Annotated in this window: 27 protein-coding genes and 2 pseudogenes; 11 read left to right on the forward strand and 18 right to left on the reverse strand. The window is 45.7% G+C overall.

The genetic code is table 11. The features are described from left to right. Positions 1-2: 2 nt before the first annotated feature. Positions 3-1,991: a PAS domain-containing hybrid sensor histidine kinase/response regulator gene (locus tag NC994_RS14430; protein ID WP_242030510.1), complete on the reverse strand. Its 1,989-nt coding sequence runs from the start codon at positions 1,989-1,991 to the stop codon at positions 3-5. Between the two features lie 292 nt (positions 1,992-2,283). On the opposite strand from NC994_RS14430, the gene ilvA reads away from it, so the two are divergent. Next, positions 2,284-3,828: a threonine ammonia-lyase, biosynthetic gene (gene ilvA, locus NC994_RS14435; protein ID WP_190432945.1), complete on the forward strand. Its 1,545-nt coding sequence runs from the start codon at positions 2,284-2,286 to the stop codon at positions 3,826-3,828. A 128-nt stretch (positions 3,829-3,956) separates the two neighbouring features. Here the strand turns inward: ilvA and NC994_RS14440 are convergent, their stop codons facing one another. The 3 genes from NC994_RS14440 to NC994_RS14450 all read right to left on the reverse strand — a co-directional run bounded on the left by NC994_RS14440 (position 3,957) and on the right by NC994_RS14450 (position 6,797). Further along, positions 3,957-5,066, reverse strand: coding sequence for a vWA domain-containing protein (locus tag NC994_RS14440; RefSeq protein ID WP_190432947.1), 1,110 nt, complete (start codon positions 5,064-5,066; stop codon positions 3,957-3,959). Between the two features lie 334 nt (positions 5,067-5,400). Beyond that, complete coding sequence (locus NC994_RS14445) at positions 5,401-6,306, reverse strand: type 1 glutamine amidotransferase domain-containing protein (RefSeq protein WP_199299471.1); 906 nt, start codon at positions 6,304-6,306, stop codon at positions 5,401-5,403. Positions 6,307-6,494: 188 nt separating this feature from the next. After that, a complete protein-coding gene (locus NC994_RS14450; RefSeq protein ID WP_190432949.1) occupies positions 6,495-6,797 on the reverse strand; it encodes a hypothetical protein in 303 nt (100 codons plus the stop codon). A 109-nt stretch (positions 6,798-6,906) separates the two neighbouring features. Here NC994_RS14450 and NC994_RS14455 point away from each other — a divergent pair, with 109 nt between their 5' ends. Together NC994_RS14455 and NC994_RS14460 are read left to right on the forward strand one after the other, a co-directional pair. Further along, entirely contained in the window at positions 6,907-8,130 is a 1,224-nt protein-coding gene (locus tag NC994_RS14455) for an ROK family transcriptional regulator (protein ID WP_190432950.1), read from the forward strand. A gap of 192 nt (positions 8,131-8,322) precedes the next feature. Beyond that, the gene (locus NC994_RS14460) at positions 8,323-9,645 is read left to right on the forward strand and encodes an amino acid permease (protein ID WP_190432952.1); all 1,323 of its coding nucleotides are present in this window, start codon (positions 8,323-8,325) and stop codon (positions 9,643-9,645) included. 285 nt (positions 9,646-9,930) lie between these two features. Here NC994_RS14460 and NC994_RS14465 read toward each other — a convergent pair whose 3' ends face one another. The 4 genes from NC994_RS14465 to NC994_RS14480 all read right to left on the reverse strand — a co-directional run bounded on the left by NC994_RS14465 (position 9,931) and on the right by NC994_RS14480 (position 13,186). Then, positions 9,931-10,518: a hypothetical protein gene (locus tag NC994_RS14465; protein ID WP_190432955.1), complete on the reverse strand. Its 588-nt coding sequence runs from the start codon at positions 10,516-10,518 to the stop codon at positions 9,931-9,933. Between the two features lie 546 nt (positions 10,519-11,064). Next, positions 11,065-11,535, reverse strand: coding sequence for a cupin domain-containing protein (locus NC994_RS14470; RefSeq protein WP_190432957.1), 471 nt, complete (start codon positions 11,533-11,535; stop codon positions 11,065-11,067). A gap of 173 nt (positions 11,536-11,708) precedes the next feature. After that, entirely contained in the window at positions 11,709-12,008 is a 300-nt protein-coding gene (locus NC994_RS14475; RefSeq protein WP_190432959.1) for a hypothetical protein, read from the reverse strand. Positions 12,009-12,217: 209 nt separating this feature from the next. After that, complete coding sequence (locus NC994_RS14480; protein ID WP_190432961.1) at positions 12,218-13,186, reverse strand: alpha/beta hydrolase; 969 nt, start codon at positions 13,184-13,186, stop codon at positions 12,218-12,220. A gap of 342 nt (positions 13,187-13,528) precedes the next feature. Here NC994_RS14480 and NC994_RS14485 point away from each other — a divergent pair, with 342 nt between their 5' ends. Then, entirely contained in the window at positions 13,529-13,912 is a 384-nt protein-coding gene (locus tag NC994_RS14485; RefSeq protein ID WP_190432962.1) for a profilin, read from the forward strand. Between the two features lie 250 nt (positions 13,913-14,162). Here NC994_RS14485 and NC994_RS14490 read toward each other — a convergent pair whose 3' ends face one another. The 4 genes from NC994_RS14490 to NC994_RS14505 form a co-directional block, all read right to left on the reverse strand. Further along, entirely contained in the window at positions 14,163-14,687 is a 525-nt protein-coding gene (locus NC994_RS14490) for a hypothetical protein (protein WP_190432964.1), read from the reverse strand. A gap of 147 nt (positions 14,688-14,834) precedes the next feature. After that, positions 14,835-15,314, reverse strand: a complete 480-nt coding sequence (locus tag NC994_RS14495) for a GNAT family N-acetyltransferase (protein WP_190432966.1) — start codon at positions 15,312-15,314, stop codon at positions 14,835-14,837. 44 nt (positions 15,315-15,358) lie between these two features. Further along, positions 15,359-15,661 (reverse strand): hypothetical protein, encoded by a 303-nt coding sequence (locus NC994_RS14500; RefSeq protein WP_190432968.1) that lies wholly within the window; start codon positions 15,659-15,661, stop codon positions 15,359-15,361. A gap of 13 nt (positions 15,662-15,674) precedes the next feature. Further along, positions 15,675-16,265 carry a PadR family transcriptional regulator gene (locus tag NC994_RS14505; protein WP_190432970.1) on the reverse strand — a complete coding sequence of 197 codons (591 nt, stop codon included), beginning with the start codon at positions 16,263-16,265 and terminating at the stop codon, positions 15,675-15,677. A gap of 575 nt (positions 16,266-16,840) precedes the next feature. On the opposite strand from NC994_RS14505, the gene NC994_RS14510 reads away from it, so the two are divergent. The 3 genes from NC994_RS14510 to NC994_RS14520 all read left to right on the forward strand — a co-directional run bounded on the left by NC994_RS14510 (position 16,841) and on the right by NC994_RS14520 (position 18,935). Then, positions 16,841-17,008: a hypothetical protein gene (locus tag NC994_RS14510; RefSeq protein WP_190432972.1), complete on the forward strand. Its 168-nt coding sequence runs from the start codon at positions 16,841-16,843 to the stop codon at positions 17,006-17,008. Positions 17,009-17,091: 83 nt separating this feature from the next. Beyond that, positions 17,092-17,535, forward strand: coding sequence for an ester cyclase (locus NC994_RS14515; RefSeq protein WP_242032499.1), 444 nt, complete (start codon positions 17,092-17,094; stop codon positions 17,533-17,535). 206 nt (positions 17,536-17,741) lie between these two features. Beyond that, a complete protein-coding gene (locus NC994_RS14520; protein ID WP_190432973.1) occupies positions 17,742-18,935 on the forward strand; it encodes a GUN4 domain-containing protein in 1,194 nt (397 codons plus the stop codon). A gap of 206 nt (positions 18,936-19,141) precedes the next feature. On the opposite strand, the gene NC994_RS14525 is transcribed toward NC994_RS14520, so the two are convergent. From NC994_RS14525 to NC994_RS14535, 3 genes and pseudogenes are all read right to left on the reverse strand, one after another. Further along, complete coding sequence (locus tag NC994_RS14525) at positions 19,142-19,726, reverse strand: alpha-ketoglutarate-dependent dioxygenase AlkB (RefSeq protein ID WP_190432975.1); 585 nt, start codon at positions 19,724-19,726, stop codon at positions 19,142-19,144. Positions 19,727-19,772: 46 nt separating this feature from the next. Next, positions 19,773-19,937 (reverse strand): annotated as a pseudogene (locus NC994_RS14530) (TrpB-like pyridoxal-phosphate dependent enzyme); the annotation flags it as partial. A gap of 143 nt (positions 19,938-20,080) precedes the next feature. Beyond that, positions 20,081-20,323, reverse strand: coding sequence for a hypothetical protein (locus NC994_RS14535; RefSeq protein ID WP_199299473.1), 243 nt, complete (start codon positions 20,321-20,323; stop codon positions 20,081-20,083). A gap of 156 nt (positions 20,324-20,479) precedes the next feature. Between NC994_RS14535 and NC994_RS14540 the strand changes: the two genes are divergently transcribed. Both NC994_RS14540 and NC994_RS14545 read left to right on the forward strand, forming a co-directional pair. Beyond that, positions 20,480-23,467 (forward strand): NACHT domain-containing protein, encoded by a 2,988-nt coding sequence (locus tag NC994_RS14540; RefSeq protein WP_190432977.1) that lies wholly within the window; start codon positions 20,480-20,482, stop codon positions 23,465-23,467. 131 nt (positions 23,468-23,598) lie between these two features. Continuing rightward, positions 23,599-24,180 carry a hypothetical protein gene (locus NC994_RS14545; RefSeq protein ID WP_242030513.1) on the forward strand — a complete coding sequence of 194 codons (582 nt, stop codon included), beginning with the start codon at positions 23,599-23,601 and terminating at the stop codon, positions 24,178-24,180. Here NC994_RS14545 and NC994_RS14550 read toward each other — a convergent pair. Beyond that, positions 24,117-24,461 (reverse strand): hypothetical protein, encoded by a 345-nt coding sequence (locus tag NC994_RS14550; RefSeq protein ID WP_190432979.1) that lies wholly within the window; start codon positions 24,459-24,461, stop codon positions 24,117-24,119. The genes NC994_RS14545 and NC994_RS14550 overlap by 64 nt on opposite strands. Positions 24,462-24,669: 208 nt before the next feature. Further along, positions 24,670-24,861 (reverse strand): hypothetical protein, encoded by a 192-nt coding sequence (locus tag NC994_RS14555; protein WP_190432981.1) that lies wholly within the window; start codon positions 24,859-24,861, stop codon positions 24,670-24,672. A gap of 68 nt (positions 24,862-24,929) precedes the next feature. On the opposite strand from NC994_RS14555, the pseudogene NC994_RS14560 reads away from it, so the two are divergent. Next, a pseudogene (locus NC994_RS14560) lies at positions 24,930-25,226 on the forward strand (Uma2 family endonuclease); the annotation flags it as partial. A 40-nt stretch (positions 25,227-25,266) separates the two neighbouring features. Here NC994_RS14560 and NC994_RS14565 read toward each other — a convergent pair. Continuing rightward, entirely contained in the window at positions 25,267-25,455 is a 189-nt protein-coding gene (locus tag NC994_RS14565; RefSeq protein WP_190412461.1) for a hypothetical protein, read from the reverse strand. A gap of 30 nt (positions 25,456-25,485) precedes the next feature. Between NC994_RS14565 and NC994_RS14570 the strand changes: the two genes are divergently transcribed. Next, positions 25,486-26,319 carry an aldo/keto reductase gene (locus NC994_RS14570; protein ID WP_190432983.1) on the forward strand — a complete coding sequence of 278 codons (834 nt, stop codon included), beginning with the start codon at positions 25,486-25,488 and terminating at the stop codon, positions 26,317-26,319. The last annotated feature ends 45 nt before the right edge of the window (positions 26,320-26,364 follow it).

Here is a 26,364-nt window from a genome sequence, read left to right on the forward strand (position 1 = left end):
AATTACTCAGCTGGTTCAACGTGTTGCTTCACAAATTTAAATATGGCTTCATCATCCATTGCTTGCACAAACTGAAGCAACTGCTGGGCGAAGGGCTGATATTGAACGTTGAGTTGTGCGAGTCGGTGAGCTTCCTGCTCAACGCTGTCGATGTCGCCGATGCGAGCTGCTGCGTACAATGCTTTCAGTTCCTCAAAGGTCGGTGCAATCAGCGCAGACGAAGCAGAGGCTGGAGTGTTCCCCGATCGTTGTGCTTGCGTATGATTCATCTCGTAAATCCAAGTTAAACCCAGATATTGGCGGCATTGTTCAAGCAATTCATTGGATTGTACGGGTTTGGGGAGAAAATCGTTGCAGCCTGCTTGCTGACTTTGCTGGCGATCAAAGTTGAACACGCTAGCAGAAGAGGCAATAATCGCAGTGTTTTGGAATTCCGGGAGCGATCGCACCTTTTGGGTCATCTCCAGCCCACCCAGAACAGGCATCACCAAGTCAGTAATAATCAAGTCAGGCTGCCACTCCACCGCTTTTTCGTAGCCCTCTTGTCCGTTCACCGCTTCCATCAGTTCAAATCCCAATGGTTCCAGCAGGTTGACAATAACAGCACGATTTTCCCAACGGTCATCGACCATCAGGACTTTGCGTTTCTTGCCCTCATAGCCAACGATCAGATTCGCTGCATTACCATTGTTTGACTCTATCCACTCCTTGGATTCTGGCAGTTCTACATCAAACCAAAACTTGCTGCCTTTGCCAGGAAGACTTTCAACCTTGATTTCGCTGCCCATCATCTGGACAATTTGCAGGCTAATCGCCAGTCCCAAGCCAGTTCCTTCTGCCATCCGTTCTTTGTCCCCAACCTGTTCAAACGGCATGAATATCTTCTCGACCTGCTCTGAGGTCATGCCTACGCCAGTGTCTTCGATTTGGAAACGAATCTTGGTGAGGGGTGAGTTTGTCGCAACGGCGGATGGTTGCGCCTCTATAGCAGGAGACTGTGCAATAATGCCAACTTTAAAGGTCACGCCTCCTCGGTCAGTGAATTTAATCGCATTGCCTAGCAGGTTAATCAGCACTTGCCGCAGTCGTTTTTCATCAGCAAAAATGGCATTAGGCAGATGGTTGAGAGCTTCGTAGGTAAAGTGAATTTCCTTCTGTTCGGCTTTGATGCGGCACATTTCCACAATGCTATTTAGGAAGGAGTCAAGGTGGAAATTTTTGGAGAAAAATTCTAGCTTGCGGGCTTCTATTTTGGAGAGATCCAGAATATCGTTAATTAACGTCAGGAGATGGGAGCCGCACTGGTGAATGATGCCGACACCATCTTTTTGTTTGGGGTTTGTCGCTTTATCGCGCAGAAGAATTTGAGCATAGCCCAGAATGCCGTTTAACGGGGTGCGGAGTTCGTGGCTCATGTTTGCCAAAAATTCACTTTTGGCTTTGTTGGCGCTATCAGCAAGTTCTTTGGCTTGTTGCAGTTCAATTGTGCGCTCCTCAACTCGGTATTCCAAGTCTTTGTTGGTTTGTTCGAGTTGCGATTGGGTTTGTTGCAGAGCTTGCAGAATTTGTTCTAGCTGTTGAGTTTTTTGTTTTAATGCTTCTTCTGCCAGCTTGCGGGCTGTATTGTCTCTAGTAAAGCAGCGCGTGTGAATAAACTGACCTTTCTCATCTCGATAGACGCTGGAATCAATCAGGACGTGCTTGATCGATCCGTCCTTGCACACCATTTTGGCTTCGTAATTATGGAGGGTTTCGTTTGCAGTCAACCGACAGAGGATGTCGTTGATGATATCTTCATCAGCATGGAACTCGGCGATGTGTTGACCGATATAGTCTTCAGGAGAGTAGCCCAGAGATTGCAACTCAGATTTATTTGCCCACAAAATTGTGCCATCCGAGCCAACCCAATGCAGGCAGATTGCACCATTTTCAACAAAATCAGTCAGTTTTTCGTATTGATGGCGGAGTTGTTCTTCAGAAAGTGGTTGCATGGCTATATCATCCCTCAACTGCTTAGGAGCTAGTTCTAGGGTTCCCTAAAACTTGACTGAATTTATGATTATGAAATCTTCTTCGCTCCTTATCAGGTGTGTACCACTAATGGTAGAGCTACTTGATCATCTGCATGAAAGTGAGCGATCGCACTTCGCACTTACAGCTAGAACTCAACAGAGCGATCGCTCTGTTGAGTCATGAAGTGCGATCGCTTCTCACTTCCACACCACAGGATCACCAGTGAAGTAAAATTGTCTTCCATCCGCCATCTGTAACCCCCTTCACCCCATGCTTTGCGACTACCTGGTACAAATCCTGACGGCTCGTGTCTATGATGTCGCCCAAGAAACGCCCCTAGAATACGCCCCAAATCTCTCCGCACGGCTGAATAATAAACTCCTGCTCAAACGGGAGGATATGCAATCAGTCTTTTCCTTCAAGTTGCGGGGTGCTTACAACAAGATGGCGCACCTGTCGCCGGATATGCTGGCGCAGGGTGTCATTGCTGCATCAGCGGGGAACCATGCCCAAGGAGTCGCCCTGGCTGCACGTCAGCTAGGAACGCGATCGCTTATCGTTATGCCAGTCACCACGCCGCAAGTGAAGGTGGATGCCGTCAAAGCGCGTGGGGGAGAAGTTGTATTGCATGGAGATACTTACGACGATGCTTATGCTTTTGCCCGTCAGATGGAAGCCGAAAAAGGCTTAACCTTTATTCACCCCTTTGACGATCCGCACGTAATTGCCGGACAGGGGACAATTGGGATGGAAATTCTGCGGCAATGTCAGCAACCCATTCATGCTATTTTTGTGGCGATTGGCGGTGGTGGATTAATCGCTGGTATTGCGGCGTATGTAAAAAGGTTGCGTCCCGATATAAAGATTATTGGCGTTGAACCCGTTGATGCCGATGCGATGCATCAATCCCTAAAAGCTGGGAAACGGGTGCGCTTATCGAATGTAGGCTTATTTGCCGATGGGGTTGCAGTGCGGGAAGTCGGGGAAGAAACCTTCCGGCTGTGTCAAGAGTACGTCGATGAGATCATTTTGGTGGATACGGATGACACTTGCGCTGCAATTAAAGACGTATTTGAGGATACGCGATCGATTTTAGAACCAGCGGGTGCATTAGCGATCGCAGGTGCGAAAGCCTACGCCGAACGGGAGCAAATCGAAGGACAAACGCTAGTTGCTGTTGCCTGCGGTGCTAACATGAACTTCGATCGCCTCCGGTTTGTCGCAGAACGAGCAGAGTTTGGCGAACGCCGGGAAGCCATTTATGCCGTCACAATTCCCGAACAACCGGGCAGTCTCCGCAAGTTTTGCGAATGTCTTGGCAGACGCAATCTTACTGAGTTTAGCTATCGCATTGCTGATGAAAACGAAGCCCAGATTTTTGTCGGCGTGCAAATTCAAAACCGTGCCGATGCTGCAAAGATGGCAGAAAGTTTTGAAGCTTGCGGGTTCAAAACTCTTGATTTAACCGACGACGAACTGACCAAATTGCACTTACGTCACATGGTTGGCGGACGTTCTCCCCTCGCTTGCGATGAATTGCTTTATCGCTTCGAGTTTCCCGAACGTCCCGGCGCATTAATGAAGTTCGTCGGTTCTATGAGTCCCAACTGGAATATTAGTATGTTCCACTATCGCAACAATGGCGCAGACTACGGGCGAATTGTCGTAGGGATGCAAGTGCCTCCCCGCGAGATGGAAGAGTGGCAAGCATTCCTCGATACCCTCGGTTATCGCTATTGGGATGAAAGCAAGAATCCCGCCTACAAGCTGTTTTTGGGACAGGAAAATTGTATCCCGCTCTCGCCCTATCGCTAATACACCTAATACACAATAGGGCTTACGCACCAACCCGTTACGGTTGCATCTTTGTTTCCTTTTCGGCTTCTGCGTAAGTCCTGAATATCTCAAACCAAGTTTGAATTAACTCTAGAGTAGCCCAGGAATTATTGAAGCTTAAATCCTTTAGCTGCTAATTGCTTGCGGAGACTTTGAATAATTACAGAATCAAGGGTATTTTTGCTACTACTAGCACTAACCTGGCGCTGTTTTTCAACATATTCGCTACGCTTTTGATATAAGTCGCGGATCGTTTTTTGAATTGTCTCCCTTTCGGCCTTCTTCGCTGCTACATATTCTTGCTTTTGAGCTAAAGTCATCCCTTGCATAGCTTTCGGCAAAGCATTATTCGGTAATTTCTCAAGGCTAACGATTCCCTTATCGAGAGCATCAATCAAATCCCAAGAAGCATTGTTGTAATAGGCAGAAGCTTTGGAGTTCCCACGCATAGCCAAATTCATGCCGGAGTTACTATCTTCAATCGTCTGACGCTGTTGTCCAACTTCTCCTTCTGCACCATAGGGAATGTAAGTTTGATTGAGCTTATCATTCCAAGTAGCAATTTGCTCATCGTAAGGAGACTTAATAAATTCAGTTTTTTCGTCTTGATTAATATTGAAGTGGCTACCTTGTGCTAAATAAGCTCCTGAAGCCCAAAGTTGTCGCTCCCGATCTTCTGATAAACCACAGTAGATAGTATTCACTAAAGTATTTCCCTTAGCAGCGAGATCGACTGCTTCGCGCCAAACTATCGGGCCTTGATCGAATGATTCATTACCCGCAATAAAAATAACCCGAAAATCTGCTTTATCTTTACTCCAGTTTAATTCTTTTACGGCTGAGCGGATTACCCAGCCAGCATATTCTTGACCGCCGTTGGTTTGGATACTAAATAGCTTTTCTGAAACTAAATCTAATTCTGGAGTAAATCCAGTTAAAAGTCTGACAAAACCTTCTTCTGAGGGTAAATTATCATTTCCATAATGGTATAAAGCAACTTCTAATTCTGGGACTTCGCCATCTTTGGTTACTTTAGTTAAAGAGTTGACAATTTGCCAAAGTTGGGTACGAGTTTGGTCTATGAGTCCATCCATACTATTACTAGAATCTAAAAGGATGGCGATCTGAATCTTAGCTTTAGCAAATGCTTTGGTGGGAAAACCTAAAATGCTCAAGGTTAGAGCTGTAGCGAATAAAATCCGAGTTATTTTCTGCATATATTTTTTAATTGCTGGATAAAAGAGTATTTTCTGCTAATCTCAGCTAAATTTAGCTTATTGATATCTCCGTTGCCAAAAATGTAACAACAAGTACACGCAAAATCTAGCGATCAAACCTTTCTGGAAAGTTAAAGCGCTGAGTAGCGATTAGGGACATCAACCACAAGCAACGTCAACCGTTATTGGACATCACGACCAAAGGCAAGAATGGCTGCTCGGATCTTAAAACGAACAGCCATTATGCTCCTGTGAGATGAGGGTTACAGACAAAGACGATTGCGAAACGGGTTGGGGTGCAAGGGACAAGCGTCAGTGTCTTGGCAAATTTACATTAAGCCTTTCCCAAAAAATGCTTTCTGACCCAGATGGGGATAACTCGCGCCTCGTCGAGCGCTTCGACGAACTCTTGGGCGATCGCGCGATCCGAGGCAAGATTCTGACCGGAGATCAGCTCTCTGTCCTGCACAACAAAGCTTTGGTCGCTCGAACCATGCTCAACCCGACCGCCAGCGCTGGCTAGCGCATCGGCGACGTAGAACGGCACCTGACCGTCGAGGATCTCCCGTTCAATCGGATACTCTTCTTCGTTCGAGAAGCTGGTCATGCGGTAGCCAGCATATTGCCAATCCGCAGCCGCCGTCTTCGCCGCCTCTCGATCGCCATCTACGAGAGCCTTCCGGTAGGCGGTGGTGTCCGGCAAAGCGGCTAGCATTGCCACTGAGCCGTGGGACAAGAAGGCGCTTGGCTTCGACGTTTTATGGAAGTAGCGCAGTATCTGTCCGAGATCCGGATCTTGCATTAAGTCATTCATCGGTGCATAACCACCGGGAACGTAGACACCGATGTAGCGATCCAATCCCTCTGACAAAACCGCTTTTAATGTCTTCAGGTTCTGCATACTGGGGTAGCTGTCAAGGAATGCGATCGCGCGTTGTAGCGCTTCTGGATCGTTGTCGAAGCGGGAGTCGTTGGCATGAGCAAGAATGACGGGTTTTTTGCCATCGGGTGTGGCAATGACCACCTCGTAGCCAGCTTCAATGAACTGCTGGACTGGCACGGTAAGGTCTTCTAGGGAGTACCCTGTGGGAACGACGCGATAATTTTTCAGTTGCAGTGTGTTCGTGCTAGAAGCCACCAGTAGCACGCGACCTAGGCTTTTTGCCGAGGAGGGTTGCTCCGGTAGGCTGGTGAGAGCTTTTGAGAACAGAGAGGTCATCATATTCTTTGTGGAGTTCATGGATATTTCCTTCATCAGTGGGTTTGTCGAGTGCTGCACAGGTTGAAATCTAGAACCCCTATCCTGCTTGCGCGGGAAGTTACACAGGGGTTAGCACAGTGCAATCGGGGTTGAGATGATGGGGTAATAACCTTGACACAGCAAAATTGAGTTTTCATGTTCTCAAGAACATCGCTTACCGTATGGGCTTAGTCGCTGATGTTCCAGAGATTCGGTTGCGATCTGCGATAATGTCGTTCATCCAGCCAGATCGTCAATTCTTGCCTGTCGTCAAAGCGGATAGTGCGATCGCTTGCCGGATCGCAAACTCGCCAGTATTTGTTGCCAGCGCGATCGCTTTTTTGCTGGATTCGCGGTTCGCCAGCCGGTGTGTACCAGTAATTGACAAAAGCCTGCCACATCCCCTTTAGATTTAAACCGACTAACTCACCTACCTGGGGAGAAAGTTGTTCAAGCTGGTTGTAATTCCGTTTTTGTTGGAAGGTTCGCATAACTGAGACCGATTAACTTCAATAATTTCATCCTAGATTGTTTGTTTAACGAACAAACTAACTTATGATAGTTTGTCATTACAACAAACAACAGGGCGGATAGTTTCTTATGAAGACAAATGCCAACCAGAAAAAACTCACGACTGACGCCAGCCTGCTCAAGCAAATCAACTTCGCTCGGATTCTCAGTTTGCTACGCTATCACCCGCGCCTCAGCCGCGCCGAGATTGCACGACGAACGGGCTTAACTCGTTCAACCGTCACCGTAATTACGGCAGAACTGATTGCAACTGGACTCCTGCGAGAAGGAAAGGAAACTGCATCTGGAACAGAAGGAGGGCGTCCTGGGGTGGAGTTAGAACTCGATCCAGAGGGAGCCTTTTTTATCGGAGTTGCCCTTGGGGATGAAAATATCCGCGTCATTGAACTCAACCTGGCAGCACAAGTGACTCGTCGAGTAGAAGCATCCATGACCGCAGACACCGATCCAGCAACCGTTACCCGGCAATTAGTCGAGTTGATTCAACAAGTCTGGCAGGCAAATCCAGACGGCGAAGCGAAATATCGGGGAATTGGCATCACGGTTCCAGGCTCCTTAAATCGGGAAGGAATTATCCTTCGTGCCCCTAGATTGCATTGGCAGAATGTGGACTTGCGACCTTATTTGAATCCTCATCTGGATGTGCCGTTGTTTATCGAGAATGATGCGAATGCAGGTGCGCTTGTCGAGACGTATTTGAGTGGCTCGATGCCCAGCCATAGCTTGCTCTACCTGTTTCTGGGTGTCGGGGTGGGGGCGGGAATGGTACTGAATAATCGTTTGTTACGGGGGGCGGGGGGCACTGCGAGCGAAGTTCGCGAACTGATGATTGACCCGCATAGTTCTCAGACATCCGTAGGAGGGCGTGCGGGGACGCTAGAAGCTTTATGCAGCAAGGTTGGGCTATTGAGTGCCTATCATCAACAAAGTGGAGAGACGAGCGACCTGAATACGCTACTGTCTCGGTTGGAACAAGCGGATGCGATCGCGCAAGCGGTTGTGAAACAGTGGGGAATGTATCTGAGTTGGGGTGTACGAGGGTTAGTGGGTGTACTCAACCCGGAACGGATTGTCTTTGGAGGATCGCTGGCGGTGCTGGTGCCCTACGTGCAAGAGCAATTGGATGAGATGTTGCAAAATTGTCTGCCCGATAGAAGCGGATATGGCTTTGACAGTGCAGCTCGATTCCGGTTAGAGATTTCCCAATTTGGAGAAGATTCGGCGGCGATTGGTGGTGCAGTACTGGTTTATGAATCATTATTTCAGATGCCGGATCTGCTGCTGCTGCACTAATTATTCTGGATGAAGCTGCTACCCAAGCCATTCTCGATCGCCTAAATGGGGTGAAACAGTCCTTATTTGCAAGCCTTGTTTAATCGTGGCTTGTGTCTTAGCAATTTGCGATCGCACTTCCACCCCGTACCCCCTATACTGACGAGCATAAAGATTACAAGATTGGGAAAATACAAGGATAAAAGAAATTTTATGGAACCGAATGCAGAAGCGGATTCACTCAAACGAGTGTTTGGATTGCCGACGCTGGTGATTTATGGGGTTGGAGATATTCTCGGTGCCGGAATATATGCAGTGGTTGGAAAAATTGCCGGACTTTCCGGCTCTTTGGTTTGGGTTTCTTTCCTGGTATCCATGACTGTTGCGGCACTCACTGCATTAAGTTATGCAGAACTCGGTAATCGAGTTCCCCAAAGCGGAGGAGTCGCTAGTTTCATCCACAGAGCATTTCGCCGGGATTGGCTCTCAATCTTGGTAGGCTGGTTGATGTTTTGTACCTGTCTTGTTTCAATGGCGACGCTCTCAAAAGCGTTTGCAGGCTATCTCAATGCTTTTGCTCCAGCGATTCCAGATTGGTTGATTATCCTGGCGCTATTTGCGGGTCTTGCATTTGTCAATTTTAGGGGAATGCAGGAGTCCTCAGCCTTAAATATTTTTTGCACGTCTCTTGAAGTTTCAGGTCTTGTGATTGTTATCTTTGTCGCCACCCTTTTCCTCATCGGGAACCCAGCAGGCGCAGCGAATCCGGTTCCCATTCCCGTCCCCAACGCACCACCGATTGGTTGGATAGCCGTGGTTCAGGGAGCAGCACTCGCCTTCTACGCCTTCATTGGGTTTGAGGATATTGTCAATGTTTCCGAGGAAGTGAAAGATGCCCAGCGCAATGTTCCGAGAGCGATTCTGCTTTCCCTGGGGATTGCCGGTATCATTTATGTTCTCGTTTCCTGGCTTGCCGTTCAGGTAATCAGTTCGGCAGAACTTGCCGCCTCGAAAGCTCCTCTTCTCGAAGTCGTTCAGCGATCGCAGCCAAATTTTCCAGCAGTCATCTTTTCACTGATTGCGCTGTTCGCCGTTCTCAATACTGCTTTGCTGAATTTTGTCACAGCATCGCGCCTGCTTTACGGAATGTCCCGCGAAGGGCTGCTTCCATCTTGGTTAGGAAAATTACATCCACGCCGCGCAACTCCTTACCGAACGCTGCTGGTCATTCTGCCGCTCGTGATTTTTCTGGCGCTTTCAGGTACACTTCAATTCCTCGCTGGAACAACCGCAACCTTAATTTTGGCAATGTTCTCTCTTGTCAACCTCTCACTGCTGGTCATTAAAAGGCAAGAACCCCAAACCACCGGGTTTCAGGTTCCTGCTGCGATTCCAGCTTTAGCGCTAATCTCCAACTTAGTTCTGATTGCCTTTGCCTCTCGTGAAAGTCACATTTTGGCGTTAGTGTTTACAGGTTTAGGAATTCTGATCATTTTAATTCGCAATGCTCTTAGCAGGCGATTGCCCAGCGCTTAACTTTATCTGCGATACAGCTTGATCGCATTCAGTTGAAGGATGGAATGCGATCGCAAAATTAGATTTCAAACAGTGAATCTAGCAGTCACACTTCACGATCCAAGCATTGGTCGTACCTGCAATCTCTAGAAGTTCCAATTAGAACCTCCAACGATTAGCCTTTATTTGATTAAAACCTGTAGCTTATGTCGCATACATAACGGTCTAACGGCAAAATGCAGCGGCAGATAACCTCGAACTAAAGACCAGCGGCTTTCGACCGTCCACTGCCATGCAGTGTTAGGCTTAGGCGTTAGATTGGTTAGATTGTATGCTTTGAAGAAAATCTGGTGATTTAGACAAATCCTCAAAGACTTTCAAACTCTCTCTCAGGGTCTCTATCATCCACTTCAGTTCTTCAAGTTGAGCTAATAGTCGGGGATTTTGTTCGTCTAAAAGGGTAATTAAATTGTGGTAATCTTCTACAGAACTGGTATCAATAAACGCTAGTTCTTGATGAATTAATTTGTTTCGCTCAGCTACAATGCTAGAAAGTTTGCGTTTTTGTACTTTTAAGAAATCTGGATTGTTACAATTAACCTTAAATGACAAAGAAATCCCTGCCCCAGAAAAGTCGGATATAGGCTCAGATTGACTCGCATCTCCCAAAATATTGTTATTAAATTCCTGAACTAACTTACCAAAGGTTTGTTTTCGGAGTCTAGTCTGGTTCCTACGTAACTGAGCTGAGATTGTTTTTCCATCCCCCTCTAATTGGCTCACTGAAAGCAAGTATTTGAATGCTGCTTCGATTTTTGAAAAATTAACTATATTCCTCCCCAGTTTTCTTAATGCTTCAGCTCTAACTGCTTCAATATCCACTGACTCATTCATAACGGCTAATTAACAAACTAGCGGACACTTCTAGAACCTACATATATTCTTTCAAAAAGAACAGATCGGCGGATGCTTTCAGTTCTCACACACTTTAGCTTAATTACCGTCACAAGCACTAACTACTAGACAACTTATCGCTGAACCAAAAGGTAATTAGATGCTCCCAAGAAAAGGTTAGCAAGAATCGGGAGCAAGAACAGCCCTACAGAAGAGTGAAGCCTAACTATGTATTCACTGTCAGATCTGTTGGATAAAACCCCCTATATCGGTCTTATCCAACATTAACCTATGTCGTAACCTACCGCTCCGATGCGGCTTTGCCGCTGGCTGGAGGCCGAGCCTTCGCGGAGTATGCCAAGGCGGAGTATTGGAACAAATGCGATCGCCCTTTGCTGTAAGCCAGGTTGAACTTATCACATCCTTACTTGTGAATCAGTAGGTAACGTGAAACCAAACATAACTCGATCGAGTGATCGCATTCAGTTGAAAGATAGAATGCGATCGCCCAACGTTTCGATGCAGCGCGGTTGTTAGGCAGTGCTATTAATATGCGCGACCATCTTTGTGCGTTAAAGCCCATTCGCCATTCGGCAATTGTGTTGCTTTGAGATCGTCATTTGGGAATACAACCTCATCTCCCTCAGTGCGATCGCCAACTTCAAGATAGGTTACGTTTTCTTGGGAGCGATTAATCAGTTGATGGGCGATACCTGTGCCTGCCTGAAATCCGTAGCAGTCACCGGGATGCAAAACGAATTCCTCTTCGCCGAGTACCAGCGTTGGGCTACCTTCCAATACCAGGATAAATTCTTCTTGCTTTGAGTGGCTGTGAGCAAGAGCAGAAATTGCCCCAGGTGAAAGATGGGTTAAATTAACTCCAAAATGAGTCAACCCAAAATAGTCACCCAGTTTTCGCTTTTGTCGTCCCTTCACAAGGGAAGCATAAGGTTCTGGATATATCGTCTTACCGCTCGGTGCTGAAATCGATTCAGATGAAATTGGCGATTGCTTCATAACTCACCTTTCCTTGTTATATTAATGGCGTAACAAACCAAAGCTTTCTTTACTTTTCCAGTATCGTCAAACCATAGCACTTCAGTCACCATACTCTGATGCTCTCGGTAATAAAGCGTGATGCTATCTACACAATGCTCATTTATCCACCCGTTATTTCCCTCAGCTTGCTATTAGATACCCCACGTATTATCCCAGCTATCGCACTCTTGAATCAGTTGATGTACCGCAGCATCTGCGGTTGAAAATGTACCGCAATTAGTTCTTTTTGTTCCAGATGCCGCATGACCCACATCTTGATACAACGCAAACTGACCGTTCTCAGAGTGAATAGACAGCGCGATCGCAACGCCATTTGTATACTGTTTCCACAAGCTAACAAATGAAGCTCCTTGTGGTATCAGATTTATATCTTTGACATCAAAAATCCATTGCCGTTGTTGCAAGTCTGTCCGCGTATTTTCCTCTATCATTACATTCCATGCTCTTATCGTATTTGAGTTGTACTATTGCCTAAACAAACACTAATTGAGCCAAAACTGCACTAGACACCGATTCTAAACAAGGATTTACAAGAACGAAAAGGCGATCGCATTAAGTTGAAAGATACAATGCGATCGCGAAATCAACTAACCTTTGCAACATGACTAGCATCTATCGACATTCCGCTCCAATAGGGTTGTTAAGGATCACTACTGCAACGCACTTTTTCAACAACTTGACGAATTGCATCAATGACTAATTCTGGTTTATCAAGTTGGATTGCATGTCCACTTTCATGAGCAATAATGTGAACGCCTTGAGGCGACTCATTGGCTAGCTCTGCGTGTAATTCTTGCAGTTTCTCAAGCACATCTTGTGTTATGTCGAAGTCTGGCTTTCCAGCCGACAAAACAATCAGAGGAATATCAGGAAACGGCTTTGTTTGCCGTGCTTGTTCAACCTGGTTCATGCTGATTGATACCGCTGCCGATTCCTGAGCAAAAGTTTTCCCAAACTGAGTTTGAGAATAGAGTGCTTTAGCCAGAGGTTGAAGTGAAGGTGGAAATTTTTGGAATAAACCAGCCGCCATAGGCACAGAATCAAAAGCGACAAGCAAACGAAGCAGACCGATACGTCCCATAATGGGCACTAGATGAGTTAACAGTCCTTCCAGTCGTTTGTTTAATTCAACCCATTGGACTGGTGTGTCCTCATACATTCTTTCATGAGCAACATCCACTAAAACCATCCCAGCGACTTCTTCTGGATAGTGATAGGCAGATAAGCGACTGAATAAACCACCTAAAGACATCCCCACTAAGACATAAGGCGGCTCAATTTCAACCTCTCTCAAAAGTTGCCGCAACTCACTAACAATTTGCTCAGCTGTGCGTGGTTCTGAACTTATAGCACTCCAGCCATAGCCTGCTCTATCGTAGGTCAAGATTTTTGTAAATTTTGCAACTTCAGGCTGCACTAATTCCCAGTCTAGGTGAGTCCCTCCGGTTCCACTATCTACAATGACTGTTGGGTAACCTTTACCCATAATTTGACAGTGCCAATTTTTACCATTGATTTGAATTAATTTTCCAGGTGGCAGAAACATAAGGCGATCACGACTTGTGGCAAATGCTTGATAAATTGCTCCAAGCCCGACTACTCCAATCAATACCCCAAGGGGTACAACAAGCCATAGCATTCAGTTGATCCCCAAGCTTAAGTACGTTTGCAATTGTCCCACAGATAGCTTTTCTGACTCGATGGGGCGATCGCACCAAGGTTGAGGTGGAGAAGTAGCGATCGGTTTCGGGTTTCATCCTTCAATCCGACCTACAAGAGCGGGCGATCGCACCGGGAGACTGGGAGTTAATCGTATGAGAATGAGAATCTATGCTCTCGAAATCTAAAATTTTTATTAAATATTTTTAACTGTTTTAACTGTCCTTGCATTCCTTTTCTCAGTCGTGCTAATTTTCTAAATGTTTGTATATACACATAGAAAATCATAGCTATGAGCTGGCAAGATTACATTGATACTAACCTTATTGGGACAGGGAAGATATCTCAAGCCGCTATTCTTAGCAAAGATGGTAATAGTATATGGGCGCATAGTAAAGGATTTGAACCCTCAGCAAATGAAAGGAAGGCATTAGCTGATATATACAATAATCCTCAGAAAGCCTATGAGGACGGTATTACTCTTGATGGAAAAAAATATATGCTTCTAAATATTGAGGAAAACTTGATTTTGGCAAAGCTAGGAGCTAATGGAGCTATCACAGCACAAACTAAACAAACAATTTTAATTACAATCATCCTTGCACCCATACAAATGGCTGAGGCTTTTCCTGTCGTTGCAAATATTGCAGATTACTTGATATCCTATGGTTACTAATTTCGCATAGTAGTTAATCTTGTATAGTCTTGATTTCCCCTTTGTAGGTTGCCTAGGCGGGAAGCGAAAACCCGCTTACGCAATTACTAGGCTGAATAAATTAGATGCTGAAAGTTTTAGAACATTGTTTACACTTGAACTTTTGCTTACCTGTGGAAGTCTTGCCGTTCTTGGTGTGGTCTAAAGTTTCAGCCAAGCGCGTAAGTTTCTGCACGATTGCTACTCAAACCCCTCAAGTGCCTTTAGCTGCTCATTTTCCTAACACATTCTTTGCTAGGGGTAAGTGTTCGCGTTCAATCCTTTTCACAGCGCCGCTGAGTGTGTGGTATCCATCGCCGATGCTTGAGTCATCGCTTGGATGCCCCGCAAACGCAGTGCTGTAAAGTTTTTCAATCCCACCACTACTAAAACCGCGCTGCACTAGATACTTCTCAACCGATTGCATCTGTTCAACCTGACTCATGCGGCACAGTTCCTCTGAGTTTGTCCCCAGTTCCTTCGCAGTATCCGGCATAAATTGAATCAAGCCAGTGGCTCTGGTTCCATCGAGCGCGATCGCACCCTTCTGGCACGGATCAAGAGCGCCACCCGTCTCAAACAACATCACCCCTAGGAGATATTCGGCTTTGGTGTTCAGTCGTTGCGCGGTCTGTTTTACGGCTTGGGTGAAGTCGGACGGCTGTGCTTTAGTTGATTGGGGTGTGATCGCCTCTCGCTGTAGGTTGGGTTGAGTAGTGTCAAGTCCTTGCGTATGAATCAGTAGGTAACGTGACAAACATGACTCGATTGGGCGATCGCACCAGGGTTCAGGTGGAGAAGCAGTGATGAGTGTCGGGTTTCATACTTCAACCCGAACTACAAGATCGGGCGATCGCATTAAGTTGAAGGATACAATGCGATCGCGAAATCAATACATCTGCACTTAGAGCTTCTTGAAGTATCTGGCAACTGGGAATAGCTCAAAGCCCACCTTTTCATAGGTGTGACGCGCTGGGGCATGACCAGGATCACCTCCAGTCTCAACCATAGCAATAGACATCCCAGCATCTTTCATCCAAGCCAGAGCGAATTCTATCAGAGCACTACCAATGCCATGACCTTGAAAGTCTGGATCGACAGCAACCATGTAGATTTCACCCATGCTGTCGTCTGAGTGTAGTTTCACGGCTACAAATCCCACAGTAGAACCTGCATCGATAGCAACCCATACGTTCGTGTCTTCCGCAGCACAGACATCCTCAACAGCTTTTTGCTGGCTCACACGCCAATGATTGGGATAGAATGCCTGGTACACATCAGCGTTCATCGCGTTCTGAATCGAATCAAAGACCGGAGCCCATGCCCGAAGCGAAAGACGAATAACAGCATCAAGGTGGCGAGGGTCGTATGGTTCAATTTGCATTCCCACATGAACTCCAGTTAATTCTGCAAGCTTTATCGAACATACTACAATATAGTACAAGCTCTGATAGCTTGGTTTTGAATGCTTACAGCAACTTGCCTCAATCGACGCCAAGCGGTTTTCGCTTGCTTTGAGAGTTCCGCTTCTAGACTGAGAATCTTGGCTTTTGCAGTCGCCTGTTCCTTGTGAAGCGTTTCCTGAAGATAGTGTAGAGATTTTTTCAACTGTTCAATTTTCTGCTGTGCATCAGTGTTTTGAAAGGCTCTCAGCTGTGGTAAACCCTCAGCATCTTGACCCGGAGTACGACAGACAGCAACGCAAGTTGGGCAGTTCGTTACCTCTAACATAACAACCTCCCGCTTACTGCTCTGCAAGCAGCTTGTAAATCTCACGCTTTACCTGAACAAGCAGATCGCGTACTCGATTGGCTTGCTCCACATTGCCACTTCGAGCAACTTGGGTGACAGCATCATTTAACTGGGTTAAAGTATGCCGCAATTCAATCAATTCAGAAGGCTTATTTTCTGTAAAACTATCGTGAGCATTTCTTGAATGGGAGTGCTGGTTGCGATCGCTCAAGAATTGTCTGCCACTCTCGGTAATCGTATAAACCCGCTTGCCCTCGACCTCCTCACTGGTCAAATAACCGCCTTCTTCCAACATCTGAAGCGTGGGATAAACAGAGCCTGGACTAGGGCGGCGAAAGCCACCACGACGTGCTTCTAGCTCTTTCATCAATTCATAACCATGCTGGGGACGCTCAGATAGAAGCCCAAGCAGAATGAACTTAATGTCACCGCGACGAGTGCGAGGCTCATCTCCCCATCCGCCACCCGACGAACCTCTGCGTCCATGTCGCCCACTCATGAAGAATGGATTGCTAAGTCCTTGTCCTTCTCCTGCCCATGCTGGCACGAAAAAACCGGGATGAAATTGTCTGTGTCTGAACATACTTTGCTCCTTGTGATTGTGAGTTATCGCGATATATCGTTAACCTTAAAATTAATCTATCGCGATATATCGGATTTGACAATCACAAGTTCTACATATCTGCTCAGTTGTCAATTGCCCACTAAAAATTTGAGTTAGGGTAAAAAGGTCAAGAGAGGTTGAGTTAGACTCAACCTCTCAACGCTCTCGCATCTCCCTTTTGTTCATCGACGTTGACAAAAACAGGAAAGCTCACAGCCTTGGTTGCTTGCCGGGAAAAGATTTCAGACGTTGTGGTACTCAATTGTCAGGAACGGTGCTTACCCCTAAAGCAGAAGCTTGTAGTATATTAGTAGCACGTCTCAACCCCTCATGGTTTCGTTAGCGCTCGATCGGGCTTTGCCTAAAGCAAATCGTAGAACTGTTGCTTCCGGAGGTACAAGGCAGCATACATTACACCCCTTGGCGTAGGCATATCAGAGCCAGAGGCAACACATTGGGCTACAGTCAAACCCCCTGCACAAAACCACGACCTAGTATTCAATGTTCAAAAGTAACACGGACATCTGGCAGCGATCGCGCTTGTTTAGTGTTGGGTGAGTGCAATCCGTATCCTCCAAAAGGTGTCTTTGCTCGTAGTAGATCACCTTTGCACCACCGCCGATCAAACCAGCAGTCCGTACAGTATGGTGTTAGTCCACGCTGCATCTGTTGATAGTGCGATCGCTCATCACCGTAGGTTGAATTGGGCTTTGGAAAACTAACATCTCATTATTTATGTGATTCATTTGGCAGCATTGCGGTTGTTTGCCAGCACTTAGCATCACCGTTGTGCAGCAAATAATAATTGGTTGTAATTGTCTTTGGTATGATTAGCGATATGAAATCGCCCAAAGAAGTTCTACACGACTGGGTTGCGGCCTATAACGCTCGCGATCCTTACGCACTCATCGAGCTTTATCACGATGATGCCATCAACCATCAGGTTGCTTTTGGTGCCCCACTTCAAGGGCGCGAGGTACTGCTTGAGAGTTTCATCGCCTTCTTCAATGCCTTTCCAGACAACTACACGCATCCTGAAAATATCTTCGAGGATGGTGAGTGGGTCATCATTGAGTGGAGCGGTGGCGGTACATTCTTGGGTGAGCTTGGCGGCAACCCACCAACCGGCAAGAGTTTTACACTACGCGGGTGTGGCTTCTTTCAGGTCATTGATGGCAAAATTCGTTTCCAGCGTGGCTACATAGACAAGTACACTTGGTTCACGCAAATTGGTTTACCAGTCTCATAGGCTTGTAAGTGTTGCACAACAACGAAGCTCATCCGAGTGTCGGCAGCAAAGGCGGCTTAACTTTGCCTTTCGTCTTCTGAGTTTATCGGTGCGGACAAATAGAGAGATCGCTTTTGTATCTCAAACTGAAACAAAGCAACCGATTCAATCGCAAACTTGCCAGACTGGAGACGACATCGAGATTAAAGAATACTTAAGCTAGCGATATGAAGCGCTCTATTGCAGTTGGACTACTGACATTTCTGGCTATTGGCTGTAGCACCAATCTTCCAACATCCTCCACTCAATCTCCCGCACCTGTAGCAATTGCTGCCAAACCTGCTGCCAACTCCTCAACCGTCCAAAGTCGGGATGTGTTTTATCTAAGCGATCGCTTTGGGTTTCGCTTCGTTTCCCCGCGTGGCTATGTCATCACGCCTACGGAAACGACTCAATCAACGAAGCCAAGTCCCCCGCTGGAAGTCCTAGAAGTCTGGCAGCAGAAAGATTTTTTGAACCGGGAAAATTTACCTGAAACTCCTCCGATCGTCAGCATCACTGTTTACGACAACTCCAAGCGGTTGCCCCTAACCAGTTGGAAAGGCGAACTCAGCCAAAATGACGATCGTCCCCTCACCGTTGCTGGACAGAAAGCGATCGCTTACACTTCGACTGGACTCTACGAGTCTGATAACGTGCTATTCAGCAGTCCCGATGGTCGCTATGTATTTCGCCTACAAGGAGCCTACCTGCAAAAGAACGATTCCATCCGGCAGGTATATCAGGACACCGTTAAAAGCTTTACCTTCGATGCGAGCGCTAGCACTTCTCCTAATAAATGGCGCATCAACTACAGCCGCCTCAAAAGCCTTTTAGCCGCCGGTGACTGGCGGGGTGCGGATGTGGAGACTCGCGCCATCTTCCAGCGATTGCAGAAACTCCAAGGACAGGGTGCAGACTTACTCTACGGCAGCAAAACTCTGCTCAATAGTCTTCCCTGCGAAGACTTTCGTACCATAGATACCCTCTGGTTGCAAGCCAGTAAGGGACGCTTTGGGTACAGCGCTCAAAAGCGCATCTGGCAGCAAACTGCCTCCCAGACAAAAAATCCGAAAGCACGAGTTGAGCAGTTTGGTCAGGCAGTGGGATGGCGCAGAAGCCAACCATTACCAGAAAAACATCCTTTTGGGGTAGTGTTAGCTGGAACCAAATGGCGGTTGGATTCAGAACTGAATTCTACTGCTACCGCACCAATCGGACAGTTTCCCTGGGCAGGAATTTCCTCTAACTTATTGAGTGACATACTCAGCGAACCCGGTTGTGGCAGTTGTACCACGGATGCCATTTATCTTGCTAGCGATCGCTATTACGACTACGTGCCTGCTTTGTTTACAAAGCTCAATCAGTGTCAAGTTCGCTAGTGAGCCGAAGTGACAAGTCAGCGCGAGGCTAACGCCTCGCTTCGCTGTTTTCATGCCCAAAGGGTTGTACGCTACGCTATCGCCGTTTCAGCTTACTGATCGCCCCTTCCTCTGCCAGCAGAACTACAAGCTCATGGCATTTCCCACAACAACTGAAATTCAGCATCAACCTATCGAAGTGAATCAGTGAGGCTTATGCTCGTTAATCAGCCAATTACTCGAAAGGTCAAATTAATCCGGGAAAGAACCGGACGTTTAGTTTTAGGAATTTGATGCTGCCAGTAGTGCTGCGTTGTTCCTTGCATCAACAAGAAACTACCAGAAGTTAAGTCTAATTGATGCTTCAAGCCTTTCTCGGAGCGATGCCGGAGCCTGAACCGCCGTGTTCCGCCCAAACTCAGAGAACCAATGACGGGATTTTGCCCTAACTCAGGTTCATCATCGCTGTGCCACCCCATACTGTCGTTGCCATCTCGGTAGAGATTGAGCAACACACTGTTGAACACCACACCAGAAACGGCTTCAGCCTTTGCCTTGAGGTCAAGTAGTGTATGCGTCCAGGGAGAGGGGTGCATCGTGATGCCAGAGTAAGTGTAGGATTTACCAGGATCGCCATACCAAGCCGTTAGCCTGGGTTGAGGCATTGAACGCCCGTAGATAGTAATCCAGTCCTGTCGCCAGTCGATTGTTTGAGTTAGTTGTGTGAGCAAGCGATCGCTTTCCTGCCCATCCAGCAGAGACGGGTAGAATACGATATCTGCGTCAGGCAGTTGGAGAGGGACACTGAGCATAACACAAACAAAACTGAGGGCGGCAAGAAATCAGCTCTCCAGAACCCTAACCGACAACAGGTAATTCTGCCAGAGCCATCGCTACTTCCTCTGCACTGTACTCAGTATCTACCAGTTTCCCTGTCTGATAGTCCATGTACGTCTGCATATTAAAGTGTCCATGACCGCAAAGGTTAAACAAAATGACCTTACTTTCTCCCGACTCTTTGCACATTCGGGGTTCCAGAGAAAGTAGCGGCTTTCTTGAGTTGAGGTTTCTATTGTCGCCGACTCCACGAAGCGGACGCTATGCGATCGATCCTCTCGCGCAAAACCTTGAGCAAGGAAGTGTTATGGTTCAGTATCAAAAACTGACTATTCCTTTTTCTGCAATGGGTTGGATTGCATCACGGGCACGAGAACCTTGAGGAGAAGGGCAATTGACCCAATCACACCAGCGATCGCCCCAATCACTACCGCTGTTGCCAAAATAATTTCAGTCGGGCTGGTGCCATATTGCATCCAAGCAGAAGGGGGTTCAACGGGAGTAGAATTCGTCATCACGACTTGGGCAGGCTGAGTGTTGGGCATAGAAGGATTGGAAGTTAAGGTTGTCATTGATTTCTGTTGAACTCGATAAATCCAACTTACTGACTAGGATCAGCCCAAACCAGGGATGCTAGGTGACGATAACAAACATCCCTTAACGAACCTAAACGTCCATCTCTTTACCTGGTTAAAGTAGAGCTAATTGCTACAAGCAGATTTAATGCTATGGGTTCCAGCCGAGAGCGTGGCTTTGCAGTTACACCCGAACGACTCGCATTTATCGAGCAGAAAATGCGTGAGATGGGGATTGAGAGCCGTGAAGCCTTGGCAAAAGCAGCAAATTTAAGCTCAGACGTTATTCACAAGAAGCTTTTTTCAGGAAGAAAGGTTGACAGGAGTACAGTTGAAGCGATCGCAAAGACTTTAAAGATTCAGCCTACGGAACTTGTCGAGTCAGATAGATGGTATCGACGTTCTAAACGCGCAAAATCTCAGGCTTCTACAAGCATTGATTGGCAGTACGTTTGCCGAACCATGCTCGATCGCCAGAAGAAGCTCAGCACCAATGAAGTTATTGCTTCAGAAGCGATGCAGTTTGATTTACTGGATGATGAAATCTTTATCTCGCTGGCGTTGGTTGAGCGGAAGGAGCCAGAGCAATTAAGCCAGAATGTTCATCCGGCAAGACCTATAGAGCAGTATGAGGAAAAGCCGCCGATTGAGTATGAGCAGTTTCGGGAACAGATATTGCGACAGGGAAATAGCGATCGCATTGCCATCATTGGTGAACCCGGAGCCGGAAAGACAACACTTTTACAGCACATCGCCTTCTGGATTCTAGACAAAGAGCTTGGTCTACCAATTTGGATCTCTTTGGGTGACTTGATTAAAAACGGTGATTTGCAACGTCTAAAGGATTACTTAACTCAGGTGTGGTTGGATAATGCCGTGCGAGATGTTACTCAGGACGTTAAATCTGATTTTTTGAAACAGTTAAATGAACAACGAGTGTGGCTGTTGCTGGATGGAGCCGATGAAATTGTTGCGTCGTCTGGCATTGCACTACGCGAAATTAATAATCAGCTTCGCGGTTGGATAAGTCAGTCGTGCATTATTCTGACCTGCCGCATCAATGTTTGGGAAGTAGATAGCAATGCTCTTAGAGATTTCCAAACCTATCGCACAAAGGAGTTTCATTATCCAACTCAAGTAGAACAATTCATTGAAAGTGGATTTCGTAAAAGCAATCAACAAAGCGGTGAACGTCTTAAAACCGAGTTAGCCAACACTGAACGTACTCGGCTTCAACAACTCGTCAGAAACCCATTACAGTTGATGATGCTTTGTACGACATGGCATGAGCAAGAGAGCTTGCCAGCAACTAAGGCTGAGTTATACAAGCGATTTGTCAGTGAGTTTTACAAGTGGAATAGAAGCAAGTGGAAGAAGAAAGACCTGAATTATGCATTCTTTCCAAATACAGTAGCTAAACAAGAAAAACTCAATAAAGCTCTTGGGCGTTTAGCGTGTCGTGCATTAGATGAGGAATCATCACCATTTCGATTGCCACACAATTTAGTTTTTGATGAACTGGGCGATCCCGATGAAGACGGTTCTTATTTTTGGTTAGCTCTTAATCTTGGCTGGCTTCAAGTTGCTAGAGATTCAGATAAACCGTCAGACAAAGTATACACATTCTTTCATCCAACCTTTCAGGAATATTTTGCTGCGTTATCGATCGATGATTGGCATGATTTTCTAAATCACACTTCTCACAATCCGGAGGAAGGAACTTATCGAATTTTTGAATTTAATTGGAAAGAGGTAATTTTATTGTGGGCTGGAAGAGAGGAAATATCCCCTCATCTCAAGGATATGTTTATTAAACAATTAATCTATTTTGACAGCAAAGAAAGTTTTTATTGGTACAAAGCTTTTTGTTTGGCGGCTGAATGTATGTCGGAATTTGCTTCTCTAAAATATCTGGACAGCATTATAGATAGAATCATTGAATGGAGTTTCGGATATTTTGATTCAAAGGAAAAAGAGTGGAAAACTTTTATTAACCCGATTTCGTCTCAGGCAAAGGAATCCTTAGGAAGGATTAGCAATGAAAAAATAACCAAGAAATTGAGTAACTTAATAAGCACTTGTAATAATGAAAAAATACTTATAGAGATTGCTATTTCATTAGCAAATTTTGTTGGAGGTAGATCAATAGCGATACAAGTTTTAGAATACATAATTGATACAAGTTATTTTAGTAGTACATCTATAGAAGCAGCTAAAGTTTTATATAAAATCGTTCCTAATAATTCAATGTCAATTCAGAAACTCTTAGGTTTACTTAAAGGAAATGATTATAGAATGTCTGCTTTGGCTTTGAAGGAAATTCTTACAGATAAGAGAGAAGTAATAAAAATATTAGAGAGTAAGATTGAGAAATTCGAACAAGAAAATTTAAATACTTACCTTTTAGCTAGCACATTAAATAAAATCGACCCTGGAAATATTTTTGCTGTAAATACTTTGATACGAACGATTCCAAAGATAGAAAATGAATCTTTTTGTAGATTGTTAATTGATATACTAGGAGATATACTGGAACAAACAGCAAACAAAGAGGCTGTGAACACTTTAAGAGCTTTAATTAAGACTAGAATCGATGAAGATGATGAATTTTTAAGGTACGAAGCAATAATTAATTTGAGCAAAATCGAACCTAATAATCCAGAAAATATTTCTGAATTAATGAAGATCGTGTTTTATGGAGATGAGCTAGCTTATTGGGAGCGTTTAAATGGTGCTGTAGTATTAATGCAATTACTACCAGATAAAAATATACAAACACCTATTGAAGAGCTGTTAAGAAAAATGATTATAGAAAATTCTCATACCGCATCTTTTTGTATGTTAGCTTCAGAGGAACTGGCGAAAATAAAGTCTGGTAAATCTTTTGCTCTCCAAACCCTACTGGATCTAGCTCAAACAAGTCAAGGTTTATCTGATGGTACAGATGTGCTTCACAAAATAAAAAAGATTATTACTAAAGAGGATTATTCAAAAATAATTAGAGTTTTTAAAAAATATCTAGTAGATCGGACTATAGAAATTAATCCTTGGTTTTATGTAGATTGTTATCAATTGATTTGGCATTGTACTCAAAATATGAGCTATTTAGAGTTTTATCGAGCATGGAATAATCTTACTTAAGATACCCTGTAGATAATATGTATCGTTTAGAAGCTGTTCAGATTTAAGCAAATACTATAAAAGAAGTTACGTTAAAGCGATCGCCATCCAAACCCCATCACTCCTAATCTGGAAACAGACCAGAGACTCTTATGACCACGGCAACGATAGCAACACCCCAAAGGGAAGAACCCCTCCTGTTTGAGGGATTGACCTGGAGAGAGTTCAAAGCAGTCGAGCAATTGTTAGACCGTCCAGGATATCGGCTTTCCTTCCTGGATGGAGTACTGGAGATTCGACGGATGCCAGGGGAACCCCACGAAACAGTTAAGAAGAGGATCGGTGCATTGGTGGAGCTTTACCTGCTTATAGCAGGGTTTGACTTCACCCCAACTGGCTCCATGATCCTAGAAAGTGAAGCTGGAGCCGTCAAGCGAGAGGCGGATGAATCCTATAGAACCCATTTGACATCTTTTGCTGGGGTGCTTGGCTTTGAAGTAAGCCGTTACTTTGCGATCAATGATAGAGCCTGCTTAACAAGACTGTTTTTTGCAAGAACAGGGATAAAACCAGCTAGCTGCAAGGCTTTTAGTTTCAGGAATAGATCTCAAATGGGTTCTATACAAGAGGGCAATCGAATTTGGCTGAACTACGAGCTAAGTTACAAATTTTATAGATTGATCGTCAGGATTTTTTTCTTGCTTTTTTTGTCGCTCAACACGACTGTATTGTAGGGTGATGTATCCGTTCCCGGCGGAATTGGCAGCCAAAAACTGGGGTTTTTATGATCGAGTTCGCCTAAATCAATGCTTTTCGTTATATCGCCATCTGTTGCCAGATAAGCGGTAAGTTCGCCTTTATAATCTTCAATTAAAAAGTCGCTAAATAAAACGACTTGCCCACCCTCAGGATGTATACCAAGGATGACCTGACCGCTGAAAGTTGTGCCTTTTCGTTCTTCATCAACCGTTGCCATTATGATTTCCGAGGGGTCTTGACCGGACATATCTGCCATAAACTTTTTCCTGGGTGAATTCTCAACAATTGAAAATGATTTTACAAGAGCGCTATGGGCGATCGCAAAACTCTCAGGACGTATTTCTGCATCGGTCTTGCAAATGTATAGCCAAGTTACTTCGGGTTTAACGCCTAATTGGAAGATTGAGTAGGGATGAGTAGAGGCTGAAAGCGATCGCGAAGCGTTGCTGCTATAAGAGATCGCATCACAGAAACCTGATAGAGGGGAGACGTTGAGAAGTTTCCGGATTCTGTTCTAGCAACCTACGAGAGCCACGGGAAGGGGTAGGCAGGAACACCAAGGTCAAATGCTTGTAGGTCATTTTCAAGGGGTCAGGAAGCGATCGCCTAAACAGCATCCCAGCACAAGAGGGTAGTACAGAGATAAGCTTTGCCATGCCTATAGAACCCATTTGACATCTCAACAAGAGGCTGAAAGTCTTTTGTTGAGATGTCAAATGGGTTCTATAAACTTACCCCTGGTCGAGTGCGTCCCGATCTGGCGATCGAAGTGGTGTTTACCAGTGGCGGCATTAACAAACTAGAGGTATACAAGCGCCTGAAGATTCCTGAAGTGTGGTTCTGGGAAGACGGAGTGCTAGAGATTTATCACCTGCGGGGAGAGGGCAACACTCTGGACTACGAAAAAATTTCCAGTAGTGAGGAAATGAAAGGGATCGATCTGGATTTGTTGTTACGTTGCATCAATATGGTGAATCACGTTGATGCCATCAAGACCTTTCAACAGGCACTCCAGAAATAGCTGGTCAAAGGCGATCGCGGCTCTGATCTTCGGTATTTCACTATAACGGCGATCGCAATTCCCACTGATGTGACTCAACTAGAAGCTTGCCAGCAGTTGATAGAGAAGGCGATCGCCGCATTGCGATGAGAACAAGTGCAAGCAGAACTACAAGCTCATTGCGTTTCCCACAACAGCGCTTTTCTCTACAATTGATGCCATGCCCATGCGTCAGCCAAAAAGCGCTCAAGGGCAATAGCTTGAATAGATGGAAACTGCTATGCGAACCCTTAAACTACCTTCTGGACAATTAATTCCGATTCTTGGTATGGGCACCTGGCAGATGGGGGAGAATGCCAGGAATCGCCAAAGCGAAATTGATGCCTTACGTCACGGACTCGATTTGGGTTTATCTTTGATTGACACTGCCGAAATGTATGGCGAAGGCGGTGCAGAGGAAGTAATAGCAGAAGCGATCGCTTCTCGTCGGGCGGAAGTCTTTCTAGTCAGCAAGGTCTACCCTCATAACGCCTCGAAACGAGGGACAATTGCTGCCTGCGAAAGAAGTCTCCAACGCTTGAAAACCGACTATCTTGACCTTTACCTGCTGCACTGGCGCGGTTCTGTACCGCTGGGAGAGACGCTGGAAGCATTGGCGACGCTTCAACAATCCGGCAAAATTCGCAGCTATGGAGTGAGTAATTTTGATGCCAAGGATATGGAGGAAGCCATTGGGTTGAAGGATGGGAAAGGAATTGCTACCAATCAAGTCCTCTACAACCTGATGCGACGGGGAATTGAGTGGAATTTACTGCCCTGGTGTCGGCAACAAGGTATCCCAATCATGGCGTATTCCCCAATTGAGCAAGGGCGTTTGCTGAACAATCAAGCACTCAAGGCGATCGCTCAACAGCGAGAAGTCACTGCGGCTCAAGTTGCGATCGCCTGGTTGTTGCATCAGGAAAATGTAATTGTAATCCCCAAATCCAGCCGCATTGACCATGTAGAGCAGAATTATGCTGCCCTGAATTTGAAATTGAGTGCTGATGAATTGGCTTCCTTAGATGCTGCCTTTCCAGCACCCACTAAACCTGTTTCCTTAGAAATGCTGTAAACACTTCTCCAAAGAACTCAACGGATTTATCTCGCGTTGGATAGT

This window comes from Trichocoleus sp. AS-A1 (assembly GCF_039962015.1).
Lineage (GTDB): Bacteria > Cyanobacteriota > Cyanobacteriia > Cyanobacteriales > FACHB-T130 > FACHB-T130.